The sequence below is a fragment of the Luteibacter rhizovicinus genome (genome assembly GCF_004342265.1).
Lineage (GTDB): Bacteria > Pseudomonadota > Gammaproteobacteria > Xanthomonadales > Rhodanobacteraceae > Luteibacter > Luteibacter rhizovicinus_B.
Map to the genome: position 1 here is coordinate 912,678 of NZ_SMCS01000002.1, position 18,874 is coordinate 931,551.

Below are 18,874 nucleotides of genomic sequence, written 5' to 3' on the forward strand. Positions count from 1 at the left end.
CGGTCATTCTCAGAACATGACCTGCGCCCGGACCTCGACGACGTTCGGATCGATGCGCACATCGCGTCTGTCGCTGGTCGCGTGAACGTAGTTACCCTGCAATTTCAGATAGCGATTGATGTACCAGTTGGCCCCGAACGTCCAGTCGCGCTCCGTGCCACCCAGAATGGGACCATCGTCCAGATCGAGTTCGCTGTAGCGCACCGCGAGTTCTACAGCGCCGTACGGCCCTTTCGGTTTCAGGTCGGCGACGTTGCCCCCGCTATATCCCCGCGATTCGCCCGTGAGTACCCAGCTACCGAACGCGTAGTAACCGCTTGCGTGGTAAGCAGGACGCGCGTCGTCGAGATTCACTTTCGCCGTCAGGTATTCGCCCTGAAGCGAATACGGTCCACGGATCCACAACGCTTCGAATCCACGACGATCGACATAGTCGGTCGGCGTGAGCGCACCCGAGTCGATCAACCGCTGATCTACGAGGCCGGCTTCCGGTCGCGCGCGCAAGCGTGACGTCGGAGGGTGATACACGCCACGACCGTCGGTAGTGCCTTCGGGCTCTTCGCGCGAAGCGGACACGCCGAGGTGAAGCACGTCGCCCGGCTTGTTGAACGGTACCCACGCCGCGCGACCCGCGATCATGCGTCCATCGGCATCGCCTTGCAGGTCGCCGCCGGAGTAGTAACCGACGTTCAACACGTAGTGCGGGCGCTGCAACGCCCAGTCGACGCCGATGCGCCGACCGGCATAGATCGCCTGGACCGGAAGCGCGGTTTCGAGGAAGGTCGTCGAGCCGGTACCTGTCACACCTTCGAAACCTACCGGCGTCTTGTCGTAGCCGAAACGAATCGCGCCAGCGTCGGTTCCGAACAACGCCTTGGTCTGCACACGCATATAGACGTCCAGCCAGGTCTTCGCCTGAAAATCGAATACGGCGGTGGCGTCGTAGACATCCTTCTTGCGGACGTAAAAGCCGAGTTCCTTGCGGCGATTCGTCTGACTGTCCTCGAACGTGCCCCCGTCGTGGGAGAAGCGGTCGATGTCGTACTGATACTTCACGGCAAGGCCGAGGTCGGTACCGTCCGCGAAAACGTAGTGCGTAGGCCAGTTGTTGCCGAAGCTATACGGCGTGCTGTCGCCATCGGCCGCAACGGCGGCGACGGGCGCGAGCAAAGAAAGCAGGAGCACCGGAAGGCGCTTGGTCATTATGAGTCCCCGGAGGCAGGCGGCGGCACGCTCGCCTTTGTATACCGCAACTTATAACGACCGGACTGTGACGTTCTTGAGGTTAAGGACGATCGGCCGCCTGCAGGCGGCCACGAGCGCCGTGGCGATCACTCCACTTCGGCCGCGTTGCGGTACCGTGGGGTTCCGCTGTTGACTCGCTGTTACCCGCCCGCTCGTTCGTCCGCTCCTACAAAAAAACGGGCGCCTGGGCGCCCGTTTTTTTACTCATCCCCGCGAAGCGGAATCAGAGTGCGTAGTACATCTGGAACTCGAGTGGATGCGTGCTTGCGCGGTAACGGGTCACTTCCTGCATCTTCAGCGCGATGTAGCCGTCGATGAAGTCGTCGGTGAAGACGCCACCGGCCTTCAGGAAGTCGCGGTCCTTGTCGAGCGAAACCAATGCTTCGTCGAGGCTGGCGCAGACCTGCGGGATGTTCTTCTCTTCTTCCGGCGGAAGATCGTAGAGATCCTTGTCGGCCGGTGCACCCGGGTCGATCTTGTTAATGATGCCGTCCAGACCAGCCATCATCAGCACGGTGAAGGTCAGGTAGCCCGACTGCATCGGGTCCGGGAAACGGATTTCGATGCGGCGGCCCTTCGGGCTGGATACATACGGAATGCGGCAGCTGGCCGAACGGTTGCGCGCCGAGTAGGCGAGCATGACCGGCGCTTCATAGCCCGGAACCAGGCGCTTGTAGCTGTTCGTCGTGGAGTTGGCGAACGCGTTGATGGCCTTGGCGTGCTTGAAGATGCCGCCGATGTACCACAGCGCGATCTGGGACAGGCCACCGTAGAGGTCGCCCGCGAAGAGGTTTTCGCCGTTCTTCGACAGCGACTGGTGCACATGCATGCCCGAACCGTTGTCGCCGACGATCGGCTTCGGCATGAAGGTGGCCGTCTTGCCGTTCTGGTGGGCGACGTTCTTGATGACGTACTTCATCGTCATCAGTTCGTCGGCCTTCTTCACCAGCGTATTGAAGCGCGTGCCGATTTCGCACTGACCCGCGTTGGCGACTTCGTGGTGGTGCACTTCGACGACCTGGCCCAGCGACTCGAGGACCTTGCACATGTCGGCGCGCAGGTCGCCCAGGGTATCGACCGGGCTGACCGGGAAATAGCCGCCCTTCACGCCCGGACGGTGACCGGTGTTCTGGCCGTCGTACTTGTAGCGCGAGGACCATGCGGCTTCTTCGGAGCTGATTTCGTAGAACACGCGACCCATGTCGTTCTGCCAGCGAACCGAATCGAAGATGAAGAATTCGGGTTCCGGGCCGAAGAACGCCGTGTCGGCGATGCCGGTCGACTTCAGGAAGGCTTCGGCGCGCTTCGCGATGGAGCGCGGATCGCGGCCGTAGGCCTGCATGGTGCTGGGTTCGAGCACGTCGCAATGCAGGATCAGCTGCTTGTGGGCGCTGAACGGATCGAGGTGTGCCGTATCCGGGTCCGGCATGAGGACCATGTCCGACTCGTTGATGCCCTTCCAGCCTGCGATGGACGAGCCGTCGAACATCTTGCCGTCTTCGAACGTGGATTCGTCGATGGCATGAGAGGGGAACGTGACGTGGTGATGCTTGCCGAGGATGTCGGCGAATCGCAGGTCGACGAACTCGATTTCTTCGTCCTGGATCAGGTTCAGCACTTTCGCGACGGCAGACATAAAACAAACCTCGAGTGGATGGCGGGGTGCATTTAGCAAGGCGTGTGCCAAGCGGGGAGGCCAGCAGGATCAAGCCTTTGCAGCATAGCCTGAGGTTTGGAGCGTGGCTACATGCGCCAATGTGGTGCAATTAAGACACTGAATGCACCACAGTGAATCCGTCCCGCCCCCATTGTAGGAGCCCGCTTGCGGGCGAAAGCCAACGGAGCGGTGAAGATGTGCGTGACATCCGCAGCCAGGCCATCGGGCTCGCGAAGGTGAGCGTCCGTCTTCACCGCTCCGTTGGCTTTCGCCCGCAGGCGGGCTCCTACAGAAAGCGGCGGTTGGTGCGGCGCAGGCGTCGCTCTTCGCGACCGACATACCAGATGCCACCGGCCACCATCAGGGCCAGCGCGAACCAGGTGATGGCGTAGACGAGGTGATTGTCGGGGAAGCGGATCACGGTCAGGCCGCCGACCGGGGCGATGCGAGGATCGGGTAAACCGGAGGCTTCGGCGTCGACGAAGAAAGGAGCGACACCGGAGAGATGACGCGTTTCGGCGATGGCCTGCACGTCGCGCGAGTACCAGTGCTCCCGCGCGGGATCGTTTTTCTGAAGCATCGCGCCACGGGGTTCGCTGATACGCAGCAGACCCGTGATGGTCACTTCGCCTTCGGGGCCGGGAGCGCAGGTGAGTTTGCCTCCGCACCAGTCGGGTGTCGCGAAACCGCGATTGATCATCACGACCGTGCCGTCGCCGGTACGAAGCGGTGTGAGTATCCAGAAGCCGCTGCCCAGTTCGGTACTGGCACGCACGCGCGTCTGCAAAGCGTGCAGGAAGGTGCCGGTGACGCGAACGTGCCGGTATTCGTCGCCTGCCACGGTGATCGAGGACCAGCGGTCTGCGCCAGGAACGGCAACCGCCGGCGCATGGACGCGCTGGTCGACCCGGGCGATCAGGTCGTGCTTCCAGCCCAGACGATAAATCTGCCAGATGCCGAGGGCGGTGAAGCCCGCGAACAACAGCAATCCGACGAAACCGAGAACGGCCAGCGCGACGGGGCCGCGCGGCCCGCGCGAGGCCTCGTCGGATACGTCGTGATTCAAGGCATATCTTTCATGCTTGCCGCGTCGTCGTGCATCATGCCGGGCATCATGTTGTCGTTGAGGTGATACATCACCCAGATCGAACCGGTCAGCGTGATGACGACGAGCACCAGCGTGAAGATCAGCGCCAGCATGTTCCAGCCGCCTTCCGAACGCGCGTTCATGTGCAGGAAGTAGATCATGTGCACCACGATCTGCACGGCGGCGAGTCCGAGGACAACGAATGCCGTGGTGCTCGTGCTGGCGAAGACATGGCCCATGACGACCCAGAACGGAATCGCCGTCAGGATCACGGCGAGCACGAAACCCGTCATGTATCCCTTGAAGGTGCTGTGGCTCGCGCCATCGTCGTGGCCATGATCGTCATGGCCGTGCTGTACGTGTGCGTCGGTGTGGGTGCTCACTTCAGCACTCCCGTCAGGTAAACGAAGCTGAAGACGCCGACCCAGACCACGTCCAGGAAGTGCCAGAACATCGAAAGGCACATCAGGCGACGGCGGTTATCCGGAATGAGGCCCTTCTTGCCCACCTGCACCATCAGCGTGATAAGCCAGACGATGCCGAAGGTGACGTGCAGCCCGTGCGTGCCGACCAGGGTGAAGAACGACGACAGGAACGCGCTGCGCCCCGGACCCGCGCCTTCGCCGATCAGGTGCGAAAACTCGTAAAGCTCGATGCCGAGGAACGCGGCGCCGAACAGGCCCGTGATCGCCAGCCACATCAGCGTCGGACGCTTGCGGTTGCGTTGCATCTCCAACACGGCGAAGCCGTACGTGATCGACGAGAGCAGCAGCATCGACGTGTTGATCGCGACCAGGGGCAGCTCGAACAGATCGGCGCCCGAAGGACCGCCCGCGTAGCTACGGCCCAGCACGCCGTACACGGCGAACAGGGTGGCGAAGATGAGGCAGTCGCTCATCAGGTAGAGCCAGAAACCGAGCAACGTCCCGTTTTCGGGATGGTGATCCTCGGTCATGTAGAACGACAGTTCTTCCGGCATGGCCGCGTCGTTGGCGGCGAGGGCGTGTGTATCAGACATGGGCGGCCAACAGCTCCGTACGCGCTGCCTCCTCGCGGGCGACATCGGCCGCAGGGATGTAGTAATCGCGCTTGTAATTGAACGTATGGACGATGGCCGTGGCGATCAGCGCAACGAAGGCGACGATCACGAGCGGCCACATGTGCCAGATCAAAGCGAAGCCCAGAACGAAGCTGATCCCTGCCAGGACGATGCCCGCCCACGTGTTCTTCGGCATGTGGATCGGAAGAAACCCGTCCAGCGGCCGGCTATGGCCACGCTGCTTCATCTGGTACCACGCATCGCCATCGTGAATGATTGGCGTGAAGGCGAAGTTGTACGACGGTGGCGGCGAGGACGTCGACCATTCCAACGTGCGGCCACCCCACGGATCGCCCGTGTAATCGCGCAGTTCTTCGCGACGACGGTAGCTGACGATCAGCTGGATGATGAAGCTGGCGATACCGATCGCGATCAGCACGGCCCCGAAGGCCGCGATCTGGAACCAGATCTGCAGCGACGGATCCTCGAAGTGGCTCATGCGGCGCGTGACGCCCATGAAGCCCAGCACATACAGCGGCATGAACGCGAAGTAGAAACCGATCAGCCAGAACCAGAACGAGCACTTGCCCCAGAACGGATCGAGCTTGTAACCGAAGGCCTTGGGGAACCAGTAGGTGATACCGGCCATCAGGCCGAACAGTACGCCGCCGATGATCACGTTATGGAAATGCGCGATGAGGAACAGGCTGTTATGCAGGACGAAGTCGGCCGGCGGAACGGCAAGCATCACACCGGTCATGCCGCCGATGACGAAGGTCACCATGAAGCCCAGGGTCCAGAGCATCGGCACGTCGAACGTGATGCGGCCGCGGTACATCGTGAACAGCCAGTTGAATATCTTCGCACCCGTCGGGATCGAGATGATCATCGTCGTGATGCCGAAGAACGAGTTCACGCTGGCACCCGAGCCCATCGTGAAGAAGTGATGCAGCCACACAAGGTAGGAGAGCACGGTGATGACGACGGTCGCGTAAACCATCGACGCATAACCGAACAGGCGCTTCTTGCTGAAGGTCGACACCACTTCGGAGAACACACCGAACACCGGCAGTATCAGGATGTAGACCTCGGGATGGCCCCAGATCCAGATCAGGTTCACGTACATCATGGCGTTGCCGCCAAATTCCGTCGTGAAGAAGTTGGTACCGGCGTAACGGTCGAGGGCGAGCAGGACAAGGACGGCGGTGAGCACCGGGAACGCGGCCACGATCAGCACGTTGGTGCACAGGGACGTCCAGGTGAAGATCGGCATCTTCATCAGGGTCATGCCCGGCGCGCGCATCTTCACGATGGTCGCGATCAGGTTGATGCCCGACAACGTCGTTCCGACACCCGCTATCTGTAGCGACCAGATGTAGTAATCCACGCCTACGTCGGGACTTTGCGCGATACCGGAAAGCGGCGGATACGCCAGCCAGCCGGTACGCGCGAACTCGCCCACGAACAGCGACATCATCACCAGCACGGCGCCGGCGGTGGTCATCCAGAAGCTGAAGTTATTGAGGAACGGGAATGCGACGTCGCGGGCGCCGATCTGCAATGGCACCACGAAATTCATCAGGCCCGTGACCAGCGGCATGGCGACGAAGAAGATCATGATCACGCCGTGCGCCGTGAAGATCTGGTCGTAATGGTGCGGCGGGAGATAACCGACCGAATCGCCGAACGAGATGGCCTGCTGGATGCGCATCATGATGGCGTCGGAGAAACCGCGCAGCAGCATCACGATGCCGAGGACCATGTACATGATCCCGATCTTCTTGTGGTCGATGCTGGTGAACCATTCGTGCCACAGATAGCCCCAGGCACGCTTGTACGTGATGAAGCCCAGCAGGGCCGCGCCGCCCAGGGCGACAGCGATGAAGGTCGCCAGCAGGATCGGTTCGTGGAACGGAACCGCCTCCCACGTAAGACGACCGAATATCAGCTTGGTGAGATCAGGCATGGTGATAACCGGGTACTAAGACGTAAGTTGTCCGGCGGGCCGTCACAGGGGACGGCCGGTCGGCGAAACGGGAGTGCCGGCGACATCCTTGCCCGTGCACAGGGCGCCGACATAGGTCTTCGTGGCGGTGTCGGCCAGACCGAGCCGGACGCGCGTTGCCGCATCGAGCGAGGTCACGTTGTACGTGCCGACGATGCCGGAGCCGCCGCGCGAATCGAGAGCCATCATGTCGCTGACGCACATGCGGTTGGCTTCGACGCAGCGATTCAGGATGGCCTTGTAGAGGCCATTGGCCACGCTGCCGTAATGGCGCACCGGCTCTTTCTCGCTGGGCTGTTCGAGCTTCAGATATTCATCGCGGCTGAGGGTCTCGGTGCTGGACTTCGCCTCGGCCACCCACTTTGTGAATTCGTCTTCACTTACGCCGAGGAACTTGAAGCGCATGCCCGAGAAGCCCGCACCGCTGTAGTTCGCGGAGAAGCCTTCATACGTGCCTGGCTTGTTCATCACCGCGTAAAGCTTGGTTTCCATGCCCGGCATGGCGTAGATCTGGCCGGCCAGCGAGGGGATGAAGAACGAGTTCATCACCGTGGAAGCCGTGATCTTGAACTGGATCGGCCGGTCGATGGGTGCGGCAATCTCGTTGACCGTTGCAATGCCCTGTTCCGGGTAAAGGAACAGCCATTTCCAGTCCAGAGCGACGACTTCGACCACGAGGGGCTTGGTGCCGGCGGGCACTTCACGCCCTTCGGACAGCCGGTCGAGGGGGCGGAACGGGTCCAGTTTGTGCGTGCTGACCCACGTCACCGCGCCAAGGGCGATGATGATGACGAGCGGAGCGGACCAGATAAGCAGCTCGAGCACCGTGGAATGGTGCCATTCGGGATCGTAGTCGGCGTTTTTGTTGGAAGCCCGGTATTTCCAGGCGAACAGCAGGGTGAGTGCAATCACCGGAACGATGATGATGAGCATCAGCACCGTGGAAACAATGATCAGGTTGCGTTGCTGAACAGCAATGTCGCCGGCAGGTGAAAGCAGGACGGCGTTGCAGCCCGAGAGGAGGAGGGCAACGAACGGGATCAGTAGTCCGCGCAGAGTCTTAATGGACATCGCCTGACGACATAACCGTGGGAAGGAGAGAAAACTACGCCTATCGCACTGTCCAGAGAATAGGACATTTTGTCTCATGGCATCATGACGCAGCCGGTGCGATGCTATGCGTTACTGGCAACTACTCAAGAAACGGGGCAAGTCGATGTCGAGCATTCCACACGACGGCAACGGACCTTCCGCAAGCGCCGCGGAACGCGACCTCCGCAACCTTCACGCGGACCATGCCGCGGTAGCTCCCGGCGAAATCGCCGTCGGCGTCGTTATTGGCCGCGCTTCGGAGTATTTCGACTTCTTCGTTTACGGCATCGCCTCGGTGCTGGTGTTTCCGGCGGTGTTCTTCCCGTTCCTGACCCCGCTGGACGGCACGCTGCTGTCGTTCACGATCTTCTCGTTCGCGTTTATCGCCCGTCCTTTCGGCACGACCTTGTTCATGTCCATCCAGCGCCGGTGGAGTCGCGGGACCAAGCTGACCGGGGCACTGTTCCTGCTGGGAACATCGACGGTCGGCATCGCATTCCTGCCCAGTTACGCCACGGCGGGCATCACGACCATCATTCTTCTTTCGTTGCTGCGATTCCTGCAGGGTATTGCCCTGGGTGGATCGTGGGACGGCCTGCCCTCGCTGCTGGCGCTGAACGCGCCGCGCGGACGCCGCGGCTGGTACGCCATGCTGGGCCAGCTCGGCGCGCCGATCGGGTTCTTTATCGCCGGCGCCCTCTTCCTGTTCCTCTGGCTCGAACTGTCGAAAGAGGATTTCCTCGGCTGGGGCTGGCGTTATCCGTTCTTCGTGGCCTTCGCTATCAACGTCGTCGCGCTGTTCGCCCGCCTGCGTCTCGTGGTGACCGAGGAATACACCCAGTTGCTCGAAGAGCGCGAACTTGAGCCGATCGGCATTCGCGAAATGTTGCGCACGCAGGGTTACAACCTTTTCATCGGCGCGTTCGCGGCACTGGCCAGCTACGCGTTGTTCCATCTGGTCACGATCTTCCCGCTTTCGTGGATCGCGCTGCATTCGCAGCAGTCCATACCCAGCGTCCTGATAGTGGAGATGTGCGGTGCGGTCGTCGGTATTCTCGGTACCGTCGCATCGGGCTGGATCGCCGATCGCATCGGCCGACGCACCACGCTGGCCGTGCTCGCCTGCCTCATCGGCCTGTTCGCTCTGTTCACGCCGTGGCTGCTCGATGGCGGCAAGTTCGCGCAGGACACTTTCATCATCGTCGGCTTCGCGCTGCTCGGCGTGTCGTATGGTCAGTCCGCGGGCACCGTGACCGCCAACTTCGAGAAGCGCTTCCGTTACACGGGTGCGGCGTTGACGTCGGATATCGCATGGTTGATCGGTGCGGCCTTCGCGCCCTTGGTGGCGCTGAGCCTGTCGTCGCGGTTCGGGTTGGCAGCGGTCAGCGTTTACTTGCTGTCGGGTGCGGCTTGTACGTTGCTGGCGTTGCGGATCAATAAGGTCATTGAGTCGCGGGATTAGCCCTTAAAAGCGCGAACGACCGATGAGACCGGTTTTCGCGACTACACCCACTCAGCTCTTCGGCGAATGTGCGGCTTTCCCCGGCGTGGCACTAAGCTATGCCGCTCGCACCCCAAGGACCCTGCGCCGTGCCCGATTTCCTGAATGCCCTGCTCCTCGGCGTCATCGAGGGAGTCACCGAATTCCTGCCCATTTCCAGCACCGGCCATCTGCTGATCGCGGAACGCTGGCTGGGCGCGCGGTCGGACCTGTTCAATGTCGTCATTCAGGCCGGCGCGATCCTCGCGGTCACCTTCATTTACTGGGGCCGGATCTGGGATCTGCTGGTCAACTGGCGCCGGCCGGAGAACCGCGATTACCTGCTGAAGCTGATCGTAGCCTTCCTCATCACGTCGGCCCTCGGCTTCATCGTGGTGAAAATGGGCTTCAAGCTGCCCGAGACGGTGACCCCGATCGCCTGGGCCCTGGTCATCGGCGGTATCTGGATGCTCGCGGCCGAACGTCTGGCAGCCAGGCAGGTGGACCGCAGCGAAGTGACCTGGCGCGTCGCCATCCTGGTCGGCTTTGCGCAGATCGTGGCCGGCATTTTCCCGGGCACGTCGCGGTCGGCCGCCACTATCTTCACGGCGATGCTCGCGGGCACCAGCAATCGTGCGGCGGCGACCGAGTTCGCCTTCCTCGTCGGCATCCCGACGATGTACGCCGCCAGCGCCTACGAACTCTTCAAGCAGTACCGCCTCGGCGGCGCCGTGCAGGAAGACTGGACCGCGCTGGGCATCGCCTTCGTCGTATCGACGATTACCGCCTTCGTCGCGGTGAAGTGGCTGCTGGGCTATATCCGGTCGCACCGGTTCACGCCGTTCGCGATCTACCGCATCGTGCTGGGTATCGCACTGCTGTTGTTCCTGCCCGTCGGCGGCTGATCGGCCATGGCAGGCGATCGCTACCGTCTGCTTGATCTTCTCGTCGATATCCCCGGGCAACGGGTCGAGCGCGACGGTCGCGTCCTCGACCTCGGCGGTCTCAGCTTCCAGTTGCTGGCCTATCTGCTCGCCCAGGGCCAGCGGGTGGTCAGCTTCGACGAACTGATCGGGCAGGTCTGGTCGCCCGCCGTGGTGAACGAGGAAACCGTCACCCAGCGTGTCCGTCTGCTGCGCCAGTCGCTGGGCGACGACGCGCGGCGGCCTCGCTACATACGATCGGTACGGGGGCAGGGTTACCAGCTTGGGGCGGCGCCTGTGCCCGCCGAAGAGCCCGTTCGTATCCGGACTCATATGCCGTGGCCCGCCGTACTGGCGGCCGTCGTGCTGGTGCTGGGGACCGGGCTTGCCTGGCATGTCGTGCGGACGCCACGCGACGCTCCCCGGACCGCGGCACAGGAGCTGCTGGACCGCGCCGCGTGGTACGCCGGCATGGGCCAGCGCGATAACGACGAACGGGCGATTGCCTTGTACGAGCGGGCGCTCGTCGATGCTCCCGACGATAGCCGCGCCCTGCTCGGCCTGAGTCGGCGGTACAGCGCGCGTACCTGTCTCTACAACGCCGGCTACGAATGGGCTGGACGAGCGCAGATGCTCGCCGAGCGAGTACTACGCGCCTCTCCGAACGACCCACAGGCATGGTCGGCCGTCGGTTATGCCCGCGACTGCGAGGGCGACCTGCCCGGCGCCATTGCCGGTTACGAGCGCGCCGTATTGCTCGACCCGACCGATGACGCCAGCCGCGCCTCGGCGGCCTATCTGTATCAGGAACAGGGCCGGCTCGCCGACGCATTGCGCGCGAATCTGGACATGCGCGGCGATCCGTCGAAGGTGCGTTTTCGCGACATTGCCGTGGCGCGCGAGCTGGAATTGATGGGCTTCACCGATGCCGCCGAAGCCCGGTTCCGGCGCAGCTTCCTGCTCACGCCCGACAACGTCTTCGCCAATATCGGCTGGCCGGCCTTCCTGTTCGCACATGCCCGCCCGGACGAAGCCCGGGCCGCCGTCGCGGAGGCACAGGCGCATGGCACCAAGCGGACGGAGCTTGCCCAACTGGCAGGCGAACTGGCGCTGGTGCGCGGCGATCGCGCGGCGGCAACCGTTGCCTTCGCCGAAGCGAAAGCCCTGCGTCCCGATGCGGGTATGCCGGCAACACTGGCGGCGCTTTATGCCGAGACGCCGCCGTCGCCCGAATGGATCGACGAGCGGATCGCACAGGTGCGTGCGCGGCTGGTCGACAACGCGTGGCCGCCTGCCCGGCTTGAACTGGCCGTGCTTGCCATCGCCCGCGGCGACCGCCGCACCGCTATCGCGGCGATTCAGGGGGCGGTGGACGCCGGCTACCGCGATGCGGCCTATCTGCGGACAACGCCGCTGCTGGCGAACCTGCGCGGCGAGGCGGGTTTCGAGGCGGCGCTCGCCGCCATCGAACGCCGCGTGACCGCGGAGCGCCAGCGCGTGCTGGACGCTCCGTGGTGCCCGCCGGAGCTTAAGGCAACGCTTTGAGGACAATGTCCCGCAAGATGCCCTGCGACTGCGGGTGCGCATAGCTCTGGTTGTAAGCCTTGCTCGTGACGACCGCGACCAGCTGACGTTCGGGCAGCACGAAAACATAGTTGCCGCCGTTCCCGCTCATCGCCCAGACCGGCGTATCCACACCATGGATGGGAAACTGGAAGCGCCACCAGAAATAGCCGTAATCCGCATCGTCCCGAGCCTGTGCGTGGGGCGTCAGCATCGCGTCGACCCACGCCTTCGGAAGCACCTGCGTGTCCTGCCAACGGCCGCCGTTCGCCACCATCTGGCCCAGCTTCGCCAGATCGCGCGAGCGATACCGCGTACCGCCGCCGCCCATGCCGATGCCTTCGGGCGAGGTGTTCCACTTGACGCTGACGATCCCTAACGGCTTTTCCAGCACCTCGGCGGCAAAGACGGACAACGGTTTTTTAGCCGCGCGCTCGACCACGGCTCCGGCGACGAAAGCGCCAGCCGTGCAATAAGAGAACGAGCGGCCGTGCGGGCTGTCCTTGGGCTTCGTCATCCACGGCGCGAACCCTTTGATGGGTAGCCCCAGCGCGAAGTCGAGCCAACGCTCGGTGACATACATGCGCTCTTCGTTGCCGCTGGAGAACTGGTTCTCGTCGTCGCATTCCCAGAGCGAGCTCATGGTCAGCAGGTCTTCCAGCGTAAACGCCTGCTTGCGCGGGTCGGGATTGGCCGGGTGGATATCGGGGAAGAAGGCGTAGAGAGGCGCCTGGACGCTGGGGATCAGTCCCTTCGCGATCGCTGCGCCCACCAGCATGGCGGTGACGCTCTTGCTGGCCGAACGGATGTCGTTGAGCAGCTCCGGGTTGCCGTCGTTGAAATAATGCTCGTAGACAATCCGGCCGTGGTCGACCACGACCACGCTGGTGATCTTCTTGTACGTGCCGTCGGCGATGCGATCTTCCAGACCCGCCAGCACGTCGGTGTGCCAGCCAAGATGCGCCGCATCGGCGACGGCCCACCCGTCGGCGCGTTTTTCCGGTGGATGGTAGGTGCCGGCGAGTGCGGGCAAGGCAAGACAGGCGGCGAAAGCCGCGATAGCGAAGCGCATGGCGAGGGTCTCCCTGGGGTAAGGGAAACGAGTGGGCCACCGTGCGGTCTGAAGTGCCTGAAATGCGAATGAAGAATTCTGAAGGCCGGCAGGAATGCCGTTGCGCGCCGTTGGTTGAACGCCGTTGTAGGAGCGCTCTTGAGCGCTCCTACAGGGGCGGCAACGAGACGACTAGCGCGCTACGCCACCATCTCCAGCTTCTGCACAGCGGCCGCGGCCGCCTTCTTGGCCGCGTCCTTAGCCAGCACGCACGCCGGCGTGCTCGTGCGCTGGAACAGTTCGCTGGTCCACTCGATGAAGGCCTGCACGCGGGCCGACAGGTGACGCTTCTGCGGGTAAACGATCCACAACGGCGAGCCGGTGGAAATCGTGTCCTGCATGACGATTTGCAGCATGCCCTTGTCCAGCGCGCAGGCCGCGAGGCAATGCGGTACCTGGATGACGCCCAGACCGGCTATCGCGGCCTGGATCACCGATTCGCCATCGTTGATGAGCATGTGCGCCTCAACGTCGACACCGACGCGGCCACCCGGCGTATCGAACTGCCATTGATAGGGCTTGCCCGTGGTCGGATAGACGAAGTTCACGCAGCGATGCTGCTTCAGGTCTTCGATCGTCGTGGGCGCCCCGTGCTTCGCCAGATAGGCCGGCGAGGCGCACAGCACGTTGCTGAAATGACCGATCTTGCGGGCGATCAGGCTGGAATCCTCCAGCTCGCCCATCCGGATAGCGCAATCGAACCCTTCCTCGTTCAGGTCGAACGGGAAGTCGCACATGGTCATTTCGAGCCGGATATCGGGGAATTTTTCCTCGAAATCGGCCAGATTGGGGATCAAGGCGGCACGACCCACGGCCGACGACGCGGCAATCCGTAATTTGCCCGCCGGCTTGGTCCGGGCATAGCCCAAAGCCTCCGTCGCCTCGGTCAGATCTGTCAGGATCTCCTTGCAACGTGCATAGAACGCGGCGCCATCGTCGGTTAAACGAAGGGCCCGGGTGGATCGGAAGAACAGGCGGGCACCCAGCCCTTCCTCCAGGCGTGAAATAGCCCGGCTGACCCCCGATGGGGTCATTTCCAGATGCTGTGCCGCCGAGGAAAAGCTCTTGGCCTCGACGACGCGGACGAAAACGCTGATCGCGGAAAAATCTTCCATTGCGGCGGCTCCGGTAGTCGGTTGAATGGGCATTCGTGACTGAGCGTCACAGGCGGAGTGATTCTAAACCTGTTTTTAGCTTCCTGGGCAAGGACTAGATTGCGCAGCCTTAGCCGGCGCGCCGGTATGACTTGCATCAGGGACGCCCCCATGAAGAAGAAAATCCTGTTCGGTTCCACGGCGCTGGCCGTCGCCATCGCCTCGGCGATCTGGCTTACGGGCGGCCCCGCACCCATCCATGCCGCCGAGCCGATGCCAGCTCCGGAAGTCACCGTTGCCCAGGTGCTGCTGCGTCCGGTGGACGACGCCAACGCTTTCACTGGCCGCATCCAGGCGGTCGATACCATCCAGATCCGTCCGCGCGTGGGTGGATATGTCGACTCCGTGCATTTCCGCGAAGGCGCCCTGGTCAAGAAAGGCCAGTTGCTCTTCACGATCGACCCGCGCCCGTTCCAGGCCGAAGCGAACCGTCTGAGCGCCAACCTCAATCAGGCACGCTCCGAACTCAACCTCGCGGAAGCCAACGCAGCGCGCGGCCGCAAGCTGGTCGAACAGCGTGCCGTGTCGCGCGAAGAAGCCGACCGTCTCGACACCGCCGCACAAAGCGCGAAGGCGCAGGTCGCCTCCACCGGGGCGGCACTCGATTCCGCGAAGCTCAATCTGGGTTTCACCGAAGTCCGCGCACCCGTCGACGGCCGCGTCAGCAATGCGCTGGTCACCCCGGGCAACCTCGTGACCAGCACCGACGTGCTGACCAGCGTTGTCAGCGTCGACCCGATGTACGTGTACTTCGACGTGGACGAGCAGACCTTCCTGAAACTGGATCGCCTGCGCCGCTCGAACGGCCGTGCGCCGGAAGTGGCGATGGGTCTGGCCGACGAGTCGGGCTATCCGCACACCGGCAAGATCGACTTCATCGACAACCAGCTGCGCACCGGCGCCGGCACCATTCGTCTGCGCGCCGTGTTCCCGAATGCCGATTCGGCCTATACGCCGGGCCTGTTCGCACGCGTGGAACTGCGTAGCGGCGAACGTCAGCCCCGTGCACTGATCGACGATCGCGCGGTCGGCACGGACCTGGGTACCAAGTTCGTCTACGTCCTCGGCAAGGATCGCAAGATCGAATACCGCCGCGTGACGACGGGTGCGCTGGTCGACGGCCTGCGCGTGGTCGACAACGGTCTGAGTGCCGAGGACGTCGTCGTGGTGAACGGTCTGCAGCACGTTCGTCCGGGTGTCGAAGTGAATGCCAAACGCGTCGCCATGGCGACCCGCGGTAGCGAAGCCACCGCGAAGCAGGTTGCCGGCGTACCCAGCGGCGATGCCGCGAGCGTCGCCGCGCTCAATGCGCAGGACTGATCCATGAAAATCGCTCAATACTTCGTCGACCGCCCGATTCTCGCGGGCGTGCTGTCGGTGCTGTTCCTGATCGCCGGCGGTGTCGCGGTGTTCAAACTGCCGATCAGCGAATACCCGGAAGTGGTGCCGCCGACGGTTGTCGTGCGTGCCAACTATCCGGGCGCGAACCCGAAGATCATCGCCGAAACCATCGCCACGCCGCTTGAGGAACAGATCAACGGCGTCGAAGGCATGCTGTACACCTCGTCGCAGGCGACGAGCGACGGCGCAATGACGCTTACCGTGACCTTCGCGCTCGGCACCGATCTGGACAATGCACAGGTGCAGGTCCAGAACCGCGTGTCGCAGGCATTGCCGCGTCTTCCCGAGGAAGTGCAACGACTCGGCGTGACCACGCAGAAAAGCTCGCCCGACCTGACCATGGTCGTGCATCTGACCTCGCCCTCGCATCGTTACGACATGCTCTATCTGTCGAACTACGCGCGTCTGCACATCAAGGATCAGCTCGCCCGCCTGGACGGCGTCGGCGATGTGCAGCTGTTCGGCGCGGGTGAATACAGCATGCGCGTATGGATGAACCCGGAGAAGCTCGCCGTACGCGAACTGACCACCGGCGACGTCCTGAAGGCTATCCGCGAACAGAACATCGAAGTCGCGGCCGGTGCGCTGAACGCGCCTCCGGGCCCGAATACGTCCGCGTTCCAGGTCAATATCAACACGCGTGGCCGACTGGTGACCGAGGACGACTTCCTCAACATCATCGTGCGCAGCGATGCGAATGGCTCGGTGACGCATCTGCGCGATGTGGCGCGTGTCGAACTGGGTTCCAGCAGCTACGCGCTGCGCAGCCTGCTCAACAATCAGGAAGCGGTCGCGATTCCGATCTTCCAGCGTCCCGGCTCCAATGCGATCCAGATCTCCGATGAAGTCCGCGCAACCATGGCGGAACTGAAGAAGGAGTTCCCGCAGGGCGTCGACTACAGCATCGTCTACGATCCGACCGTGTTCGTGCGCGGCTCGATCGACGCGGTAGTGCATACGCTGTTCGAAGCGATTGTCCTCGTCGTGCTCGTCGTGATCCTGTTCCTGCAGACCTGGCGTGCGTCGATCATCCCGCTGGTGGCCGTCCCCGTCTCGCTGATCGGTACGTTCGCCGTGATGTACGTAGTGGGCTTCTCGCTCAATGCCCTGTCGCTGTTCGGACTGGTGTTGGCGATCGGTATCGTGGTGGATGACGCCATCGTCGTCGTCGAGAACGTCGAGCGACATATCGAACACGGGCTGGCGCCGAAAGAAGCCACCCGGCTGGCGATGACGGAAGTGACCGGTCCCATCGTCGCCACCGCACTCGTCCTGTGCGCGGTGTTCGTCCCCGCCGCTTTCATCAGCGGCCTGACCGGCCAGTTCTATCGCCAGTTCGCGCTGACCATCGCTATTTCCACGGTCATCTCCGCGTTCAATTCGCTGACCCTGAGCCCTGCCCTTGCCGCGCTGCTGCTGAAAGACCGCAATGCGCCCAAGGACAAGCTGAGCATCCTCATCGACCGCGGCTTCGGCTGGCTGTTCCGTCCGTTCAACCGCATGTTCGAGCGTGGTTCGCACGGTTACGTGAGTGCGGTGCAGAAGATCCTGCGTTTCAGTGCGATCGCACTGGTGCTGTATGCGGGCCTGATCGGCCTTGCATGGCTCGGTTTCGCCAAAGTGCCGATGGGCTTCGTACCGCCGCAGGACAAGCAGTACCTGGTGTCGTTCGCGCAGTTGCCCGATGCCTCGTCGCTGGATCGCACCGAAGACGTGATCCGCCGGATGAGCGATATCGCCCTGAAGCAGCCGGGCGTCGAAAGCGCGGTGGCATTCCCGGGCCTGTCGATCAATGGCTTCACCAACAGCACCAACTCCGGCATCGTGTTCGTGACGCTGAAGCCCTTCGATGAACGTCGTAGCGAGGAGCTTTCGGCGGGCGGTATCGCGGGTGCGCTGAACCAGAAATTCGCATCGATCCAGGATGCGTACATCGCGATCTTCCCGCCGCCGCCCGTCAACGGCCTCGGCACGATCGGCGGCTTCCGCATGCAGATCGAAGATCGCGCGGGTCTTGGCTTCGAGGAGTTGTACAAGCAGACGCAGGGCATCGTGCAGGCAAGTGCGACCACACCGGGTCTGGCGGGTCTGTTCACCAGCTATCAGGTCAGCGTGCCGCAGATCGATGCGGACGTGGATCGCGAGAAGGCGAAATCGGAAGGTATCGATCTCGGCGACGTGTTCCAGACCATGCAGGCGTTCCTTGGCTCGCTCTACGTCAACGACTTCAACCGCTTCGGCCGCACCTATCAGGTGAACATGTCCGCCGAGCCGTCGTTCCGTCACGAGGCAAGCGACATCCTCGGCCTGAAGACGCGCAATGCGGCGGGCGACCTGGTTCCCCTGGGCTCGTTCATCACGGTGCGCCAGTCGAACGGTCCGGACCGCGTAATGCATTACAACGGCTATCCGACGGCAGAGATCAACGGCGGCGCGGCACCGGGCTTCAGCACCGGCCAGGCCCAGGCTGCGATGGAAAAACTCGTTGCCGAAAAGCTGCCCAACGGCATGACCTACGAATGGACCGAACTGACCTATCAGCAGATCCTCGCAGGCAATACCGCGGTGCTGGTGTTCCCCTTGTGCGTGCTGCTGGTGTTCCTGGTGCTGGCGTCGCTGTATGAAAGCCTGAGCCTGCCGCTCGCGGTCATCCTGATCGTGCCGATGGTGCTGCTGTCCGCGATCTTCGGTGTGTGGATTACCGGTGGCGACAACAACATCTTCACCCAGATCGGCCTGATCGTTCTCGTTGGCCTGGCGTGCAAGAACGCCATCCTGATCGTCGAGTTCGCCCGTGAAGCGGAGATCCATGGCATGAGCCGCATCGACGCGGTGCTGGAAGCGGCCCGTTTGCGTCTTCGCCCGATCCTGATGACCTCGTTCGCTTTCATCATGGGCGTGGTCCCGCTGGTTACCTCGCATGGTGCGGGTGCGGAAATGCGTCACGCGATGGGTGTGGCGGTGTTCGCCGGCATGCTTGGCGTCACCTTCTTCGGCCTGATCTTCACCCCGTTGTTCTATGTGCTGATCCGCACGATGAACGAGCGCATGGAGGCGCGCCGCAACGCACGTCGCGAACGCCTCGGTCTCAATACGCCGGCGCTCGAGGAGCATTGA

At 62.9% G+C, this 18,874-nt stretch carries 14 protein-coding genes; 5 read left to right on the forward strand and 9 right to left on the reverse strand.

Annotated elements, in window-relative coordinates; genetic code table 11:
- Positions 1 to 9: 9 nt before the first annotated feature.
- The 7 genes from EC912_RS08275 to cyoA form a co-directional block, all read right to left on the reverse strand.
- Positions 10 to 1,203 (reverse strand): OprO/OprP family phosphate-selective porin, encoded by a 1,194-nt coding sequence (locus EC912_RS08275; protein WP_132142712.1) that lies wholly within the window; start codon positions 1,201 to 1,203, stop codon positions 10 to 12.
- Positions 1,204 to 1,468: 265 nt separating this feature from the next.
- The gene (gene glnA / locus EC912_RS08280) at positions 1,469 to 2,881 is read right to left on the reverse strand and encodes a type I glutamate--ammonia ligase (protein WP_132142714.1); all 1,413 of its coding nucleotides are present in this window, start codon (positions 2,879 to 2,881) and stop codon (positions 1,469 to 1,471) included.
- Between the two features lie 307 nt (positions 2,882 to 3,188).
- On the reverse strand, positions 3,189 to 3,968 hold the full coding sequence (locus EC912_RS08285) for an SURF1 family protein (RefSeq protein WP_132142716.1): 780 nt from the start codon (positions 3,966 to 3,968) through the stop codon (positions 3,189 to 3,191).
- Entirely contained in the window at positions 3,965 to 4,372 is a 408-nt protein-coding gene (gene cyoD / locus EC912_RS08290; RefSeq protein ID WP_132142718.1) for a cytochrome o ubiquinol oxidase subunit IV, read from the reverse strand. Before cyoD ends, EC912_RS08285 begins: the two co-directional genes overlap by 4 nt.
- Positions 4,369 to 5,007, reverse strand: coding sequence for a cytochrome o ubiquinol oxidase subunit III (gene cyoC / locus EC912_RS08295; RefSeq protein ID WP_132142720.1), 639 nt, complete (start codon positions 5,005 to 5,007; stop codon positions 4,369 to 4,371). The genes cyoD and cyoC overlap by 4 nt, the downstream gene beginning before the upstream one ends.
- Positions 5,000 to 6,994, reverse strand: a complete 1,995-nt coding sequence (gene cyoB / locus EC912_RS08300; RefSeq protein WP_132142722.1) for a cytochrome o ubiquinol oxidase subunit I — start codon at positions 6,992 to 6,994, stop codon at positions 5,000 to 5,002. The genes cyoC and cyoB overlap by 8 nt, the downstream gene beginning before the upstream one ends.
- A gap of 42 nt (positions 6,995 to 7,036) precedes the next feature.
- Positions 7,037 to 8,104 carry a ubiquinol oxidase subunit II gene (gene cyoA / locus EC912_RS08305; protein WP_165973539.1) on the reverse strand — a complete coding sequence of 356 codons (1,068 nt, stop codon included), beginning with the start codon at positions 8,102 to 8,104 and terminating at the stop codon, positions 7,037 to 7,039.
- A gap of 145 nt (positions 8,105 to 8,249) precedes the next feature.
- Here cyoA and EC912_RS08310 point away from each other — a divergent pair, with 145 nt between their 5' ends.
- The 3 genes from EC912_RS08310 (at position 8,250) to EC912_RS08320 (ending at position 12,073) form a co-directional block, all read left to right on the forward strand.
- Entirely contained in the window at positions 8,250 to 9,587 is a 1,338-nt protein-coding gene (locus tag EC912_RS08310) for an MFS transporter (protein WP_132142724.1), read from the forward strand.
- A gap of 128 nt (positions 9,588 to 9,715) precedes the next feature.
- Positions 9,716 to 10,510 (forward strand): undecaprenyl-diphosphate phosphatase, encoded by a 795-nt coding sequence (locus EC912_RS08315; RefSeq protein WP_207906791.1) that lies wholly within the window; start codon positions 9,716 to 9,718, stop codon positions 10,508 to 10,510.
- Between the two features lie 6 nt (positions 10,511 to 10,516).
- A complete protein-coding gene (locus EC912_RS08320; protein ID WP_132142728.1) occupies positions 10,517 to 12,073 on the forward strand; it encodes a winged helix-turn-helix transcriptional regulator in 1,557 nt (518 codons plus the stop codon).
- On the opposite strand, the gene EC912_RS08325 is transcribed toward EC912_RS08320, so the two are convergent.
- A complete protein-coding gene (locus EC912_RS08325; RefSeq protein ID WP_132142730.1) occupies positions 12,057 to 13,163 on the reverse strand; it encodes a serine hydrolase domain-containing protein in 1,107 nt (368 codons plus the stop codon). The two genes, EC912_RS08320 and EC912_RS08325, sit on opposite strands and share 17 nt — an antisense overlap.
- Positions 13,164 to 13,342: 179 nt before the next feature.
- On the reverse strand, positions 13,343 to 14,317 hold the full coding sequence (locus EC912_RS08330) for a LysR family transcriptional regulator (RefSeq protein ID WP_132142732.1): 975 nt from the start codon (positions 14,315 to 14,317) through the stop codon (positions 13,343 to 13,345).
- Positions 14,318 to 14,467: 150 nt separating this feature from the next.
- Here EC912_RS08330 and EC912_RS08335 point away from each other — a divergent pair, with 150 nt between their 5' ends.
- Positions 14,468 to 15,676 (forward strand): efflux RND transporter periplasmic adaptor subunit, encoded by a 1,209-nt coding sequence (locus EC912_RS08335; RefSeq protein WP_132142734.1) that lies wholly within the window; start codon positions 14,468 to 14,470, stop codon positions 15,674 to 15,676.
- Between the two features lie 3 nt (positions 15,677 to 15,679).
- Positions 15,680 to 18,874 carry an efflux RND transporter permease subunit gene (locus EC912_RS08340; protein ID WP_132142736.1) on the forward strand — a complete coding sequence of 1,065 codons (3,195 nt, stop codon included), beginning with the start codon at positions 15,680 to 15,682 and terminating at the stop codon, positions 18,872 to 18,874.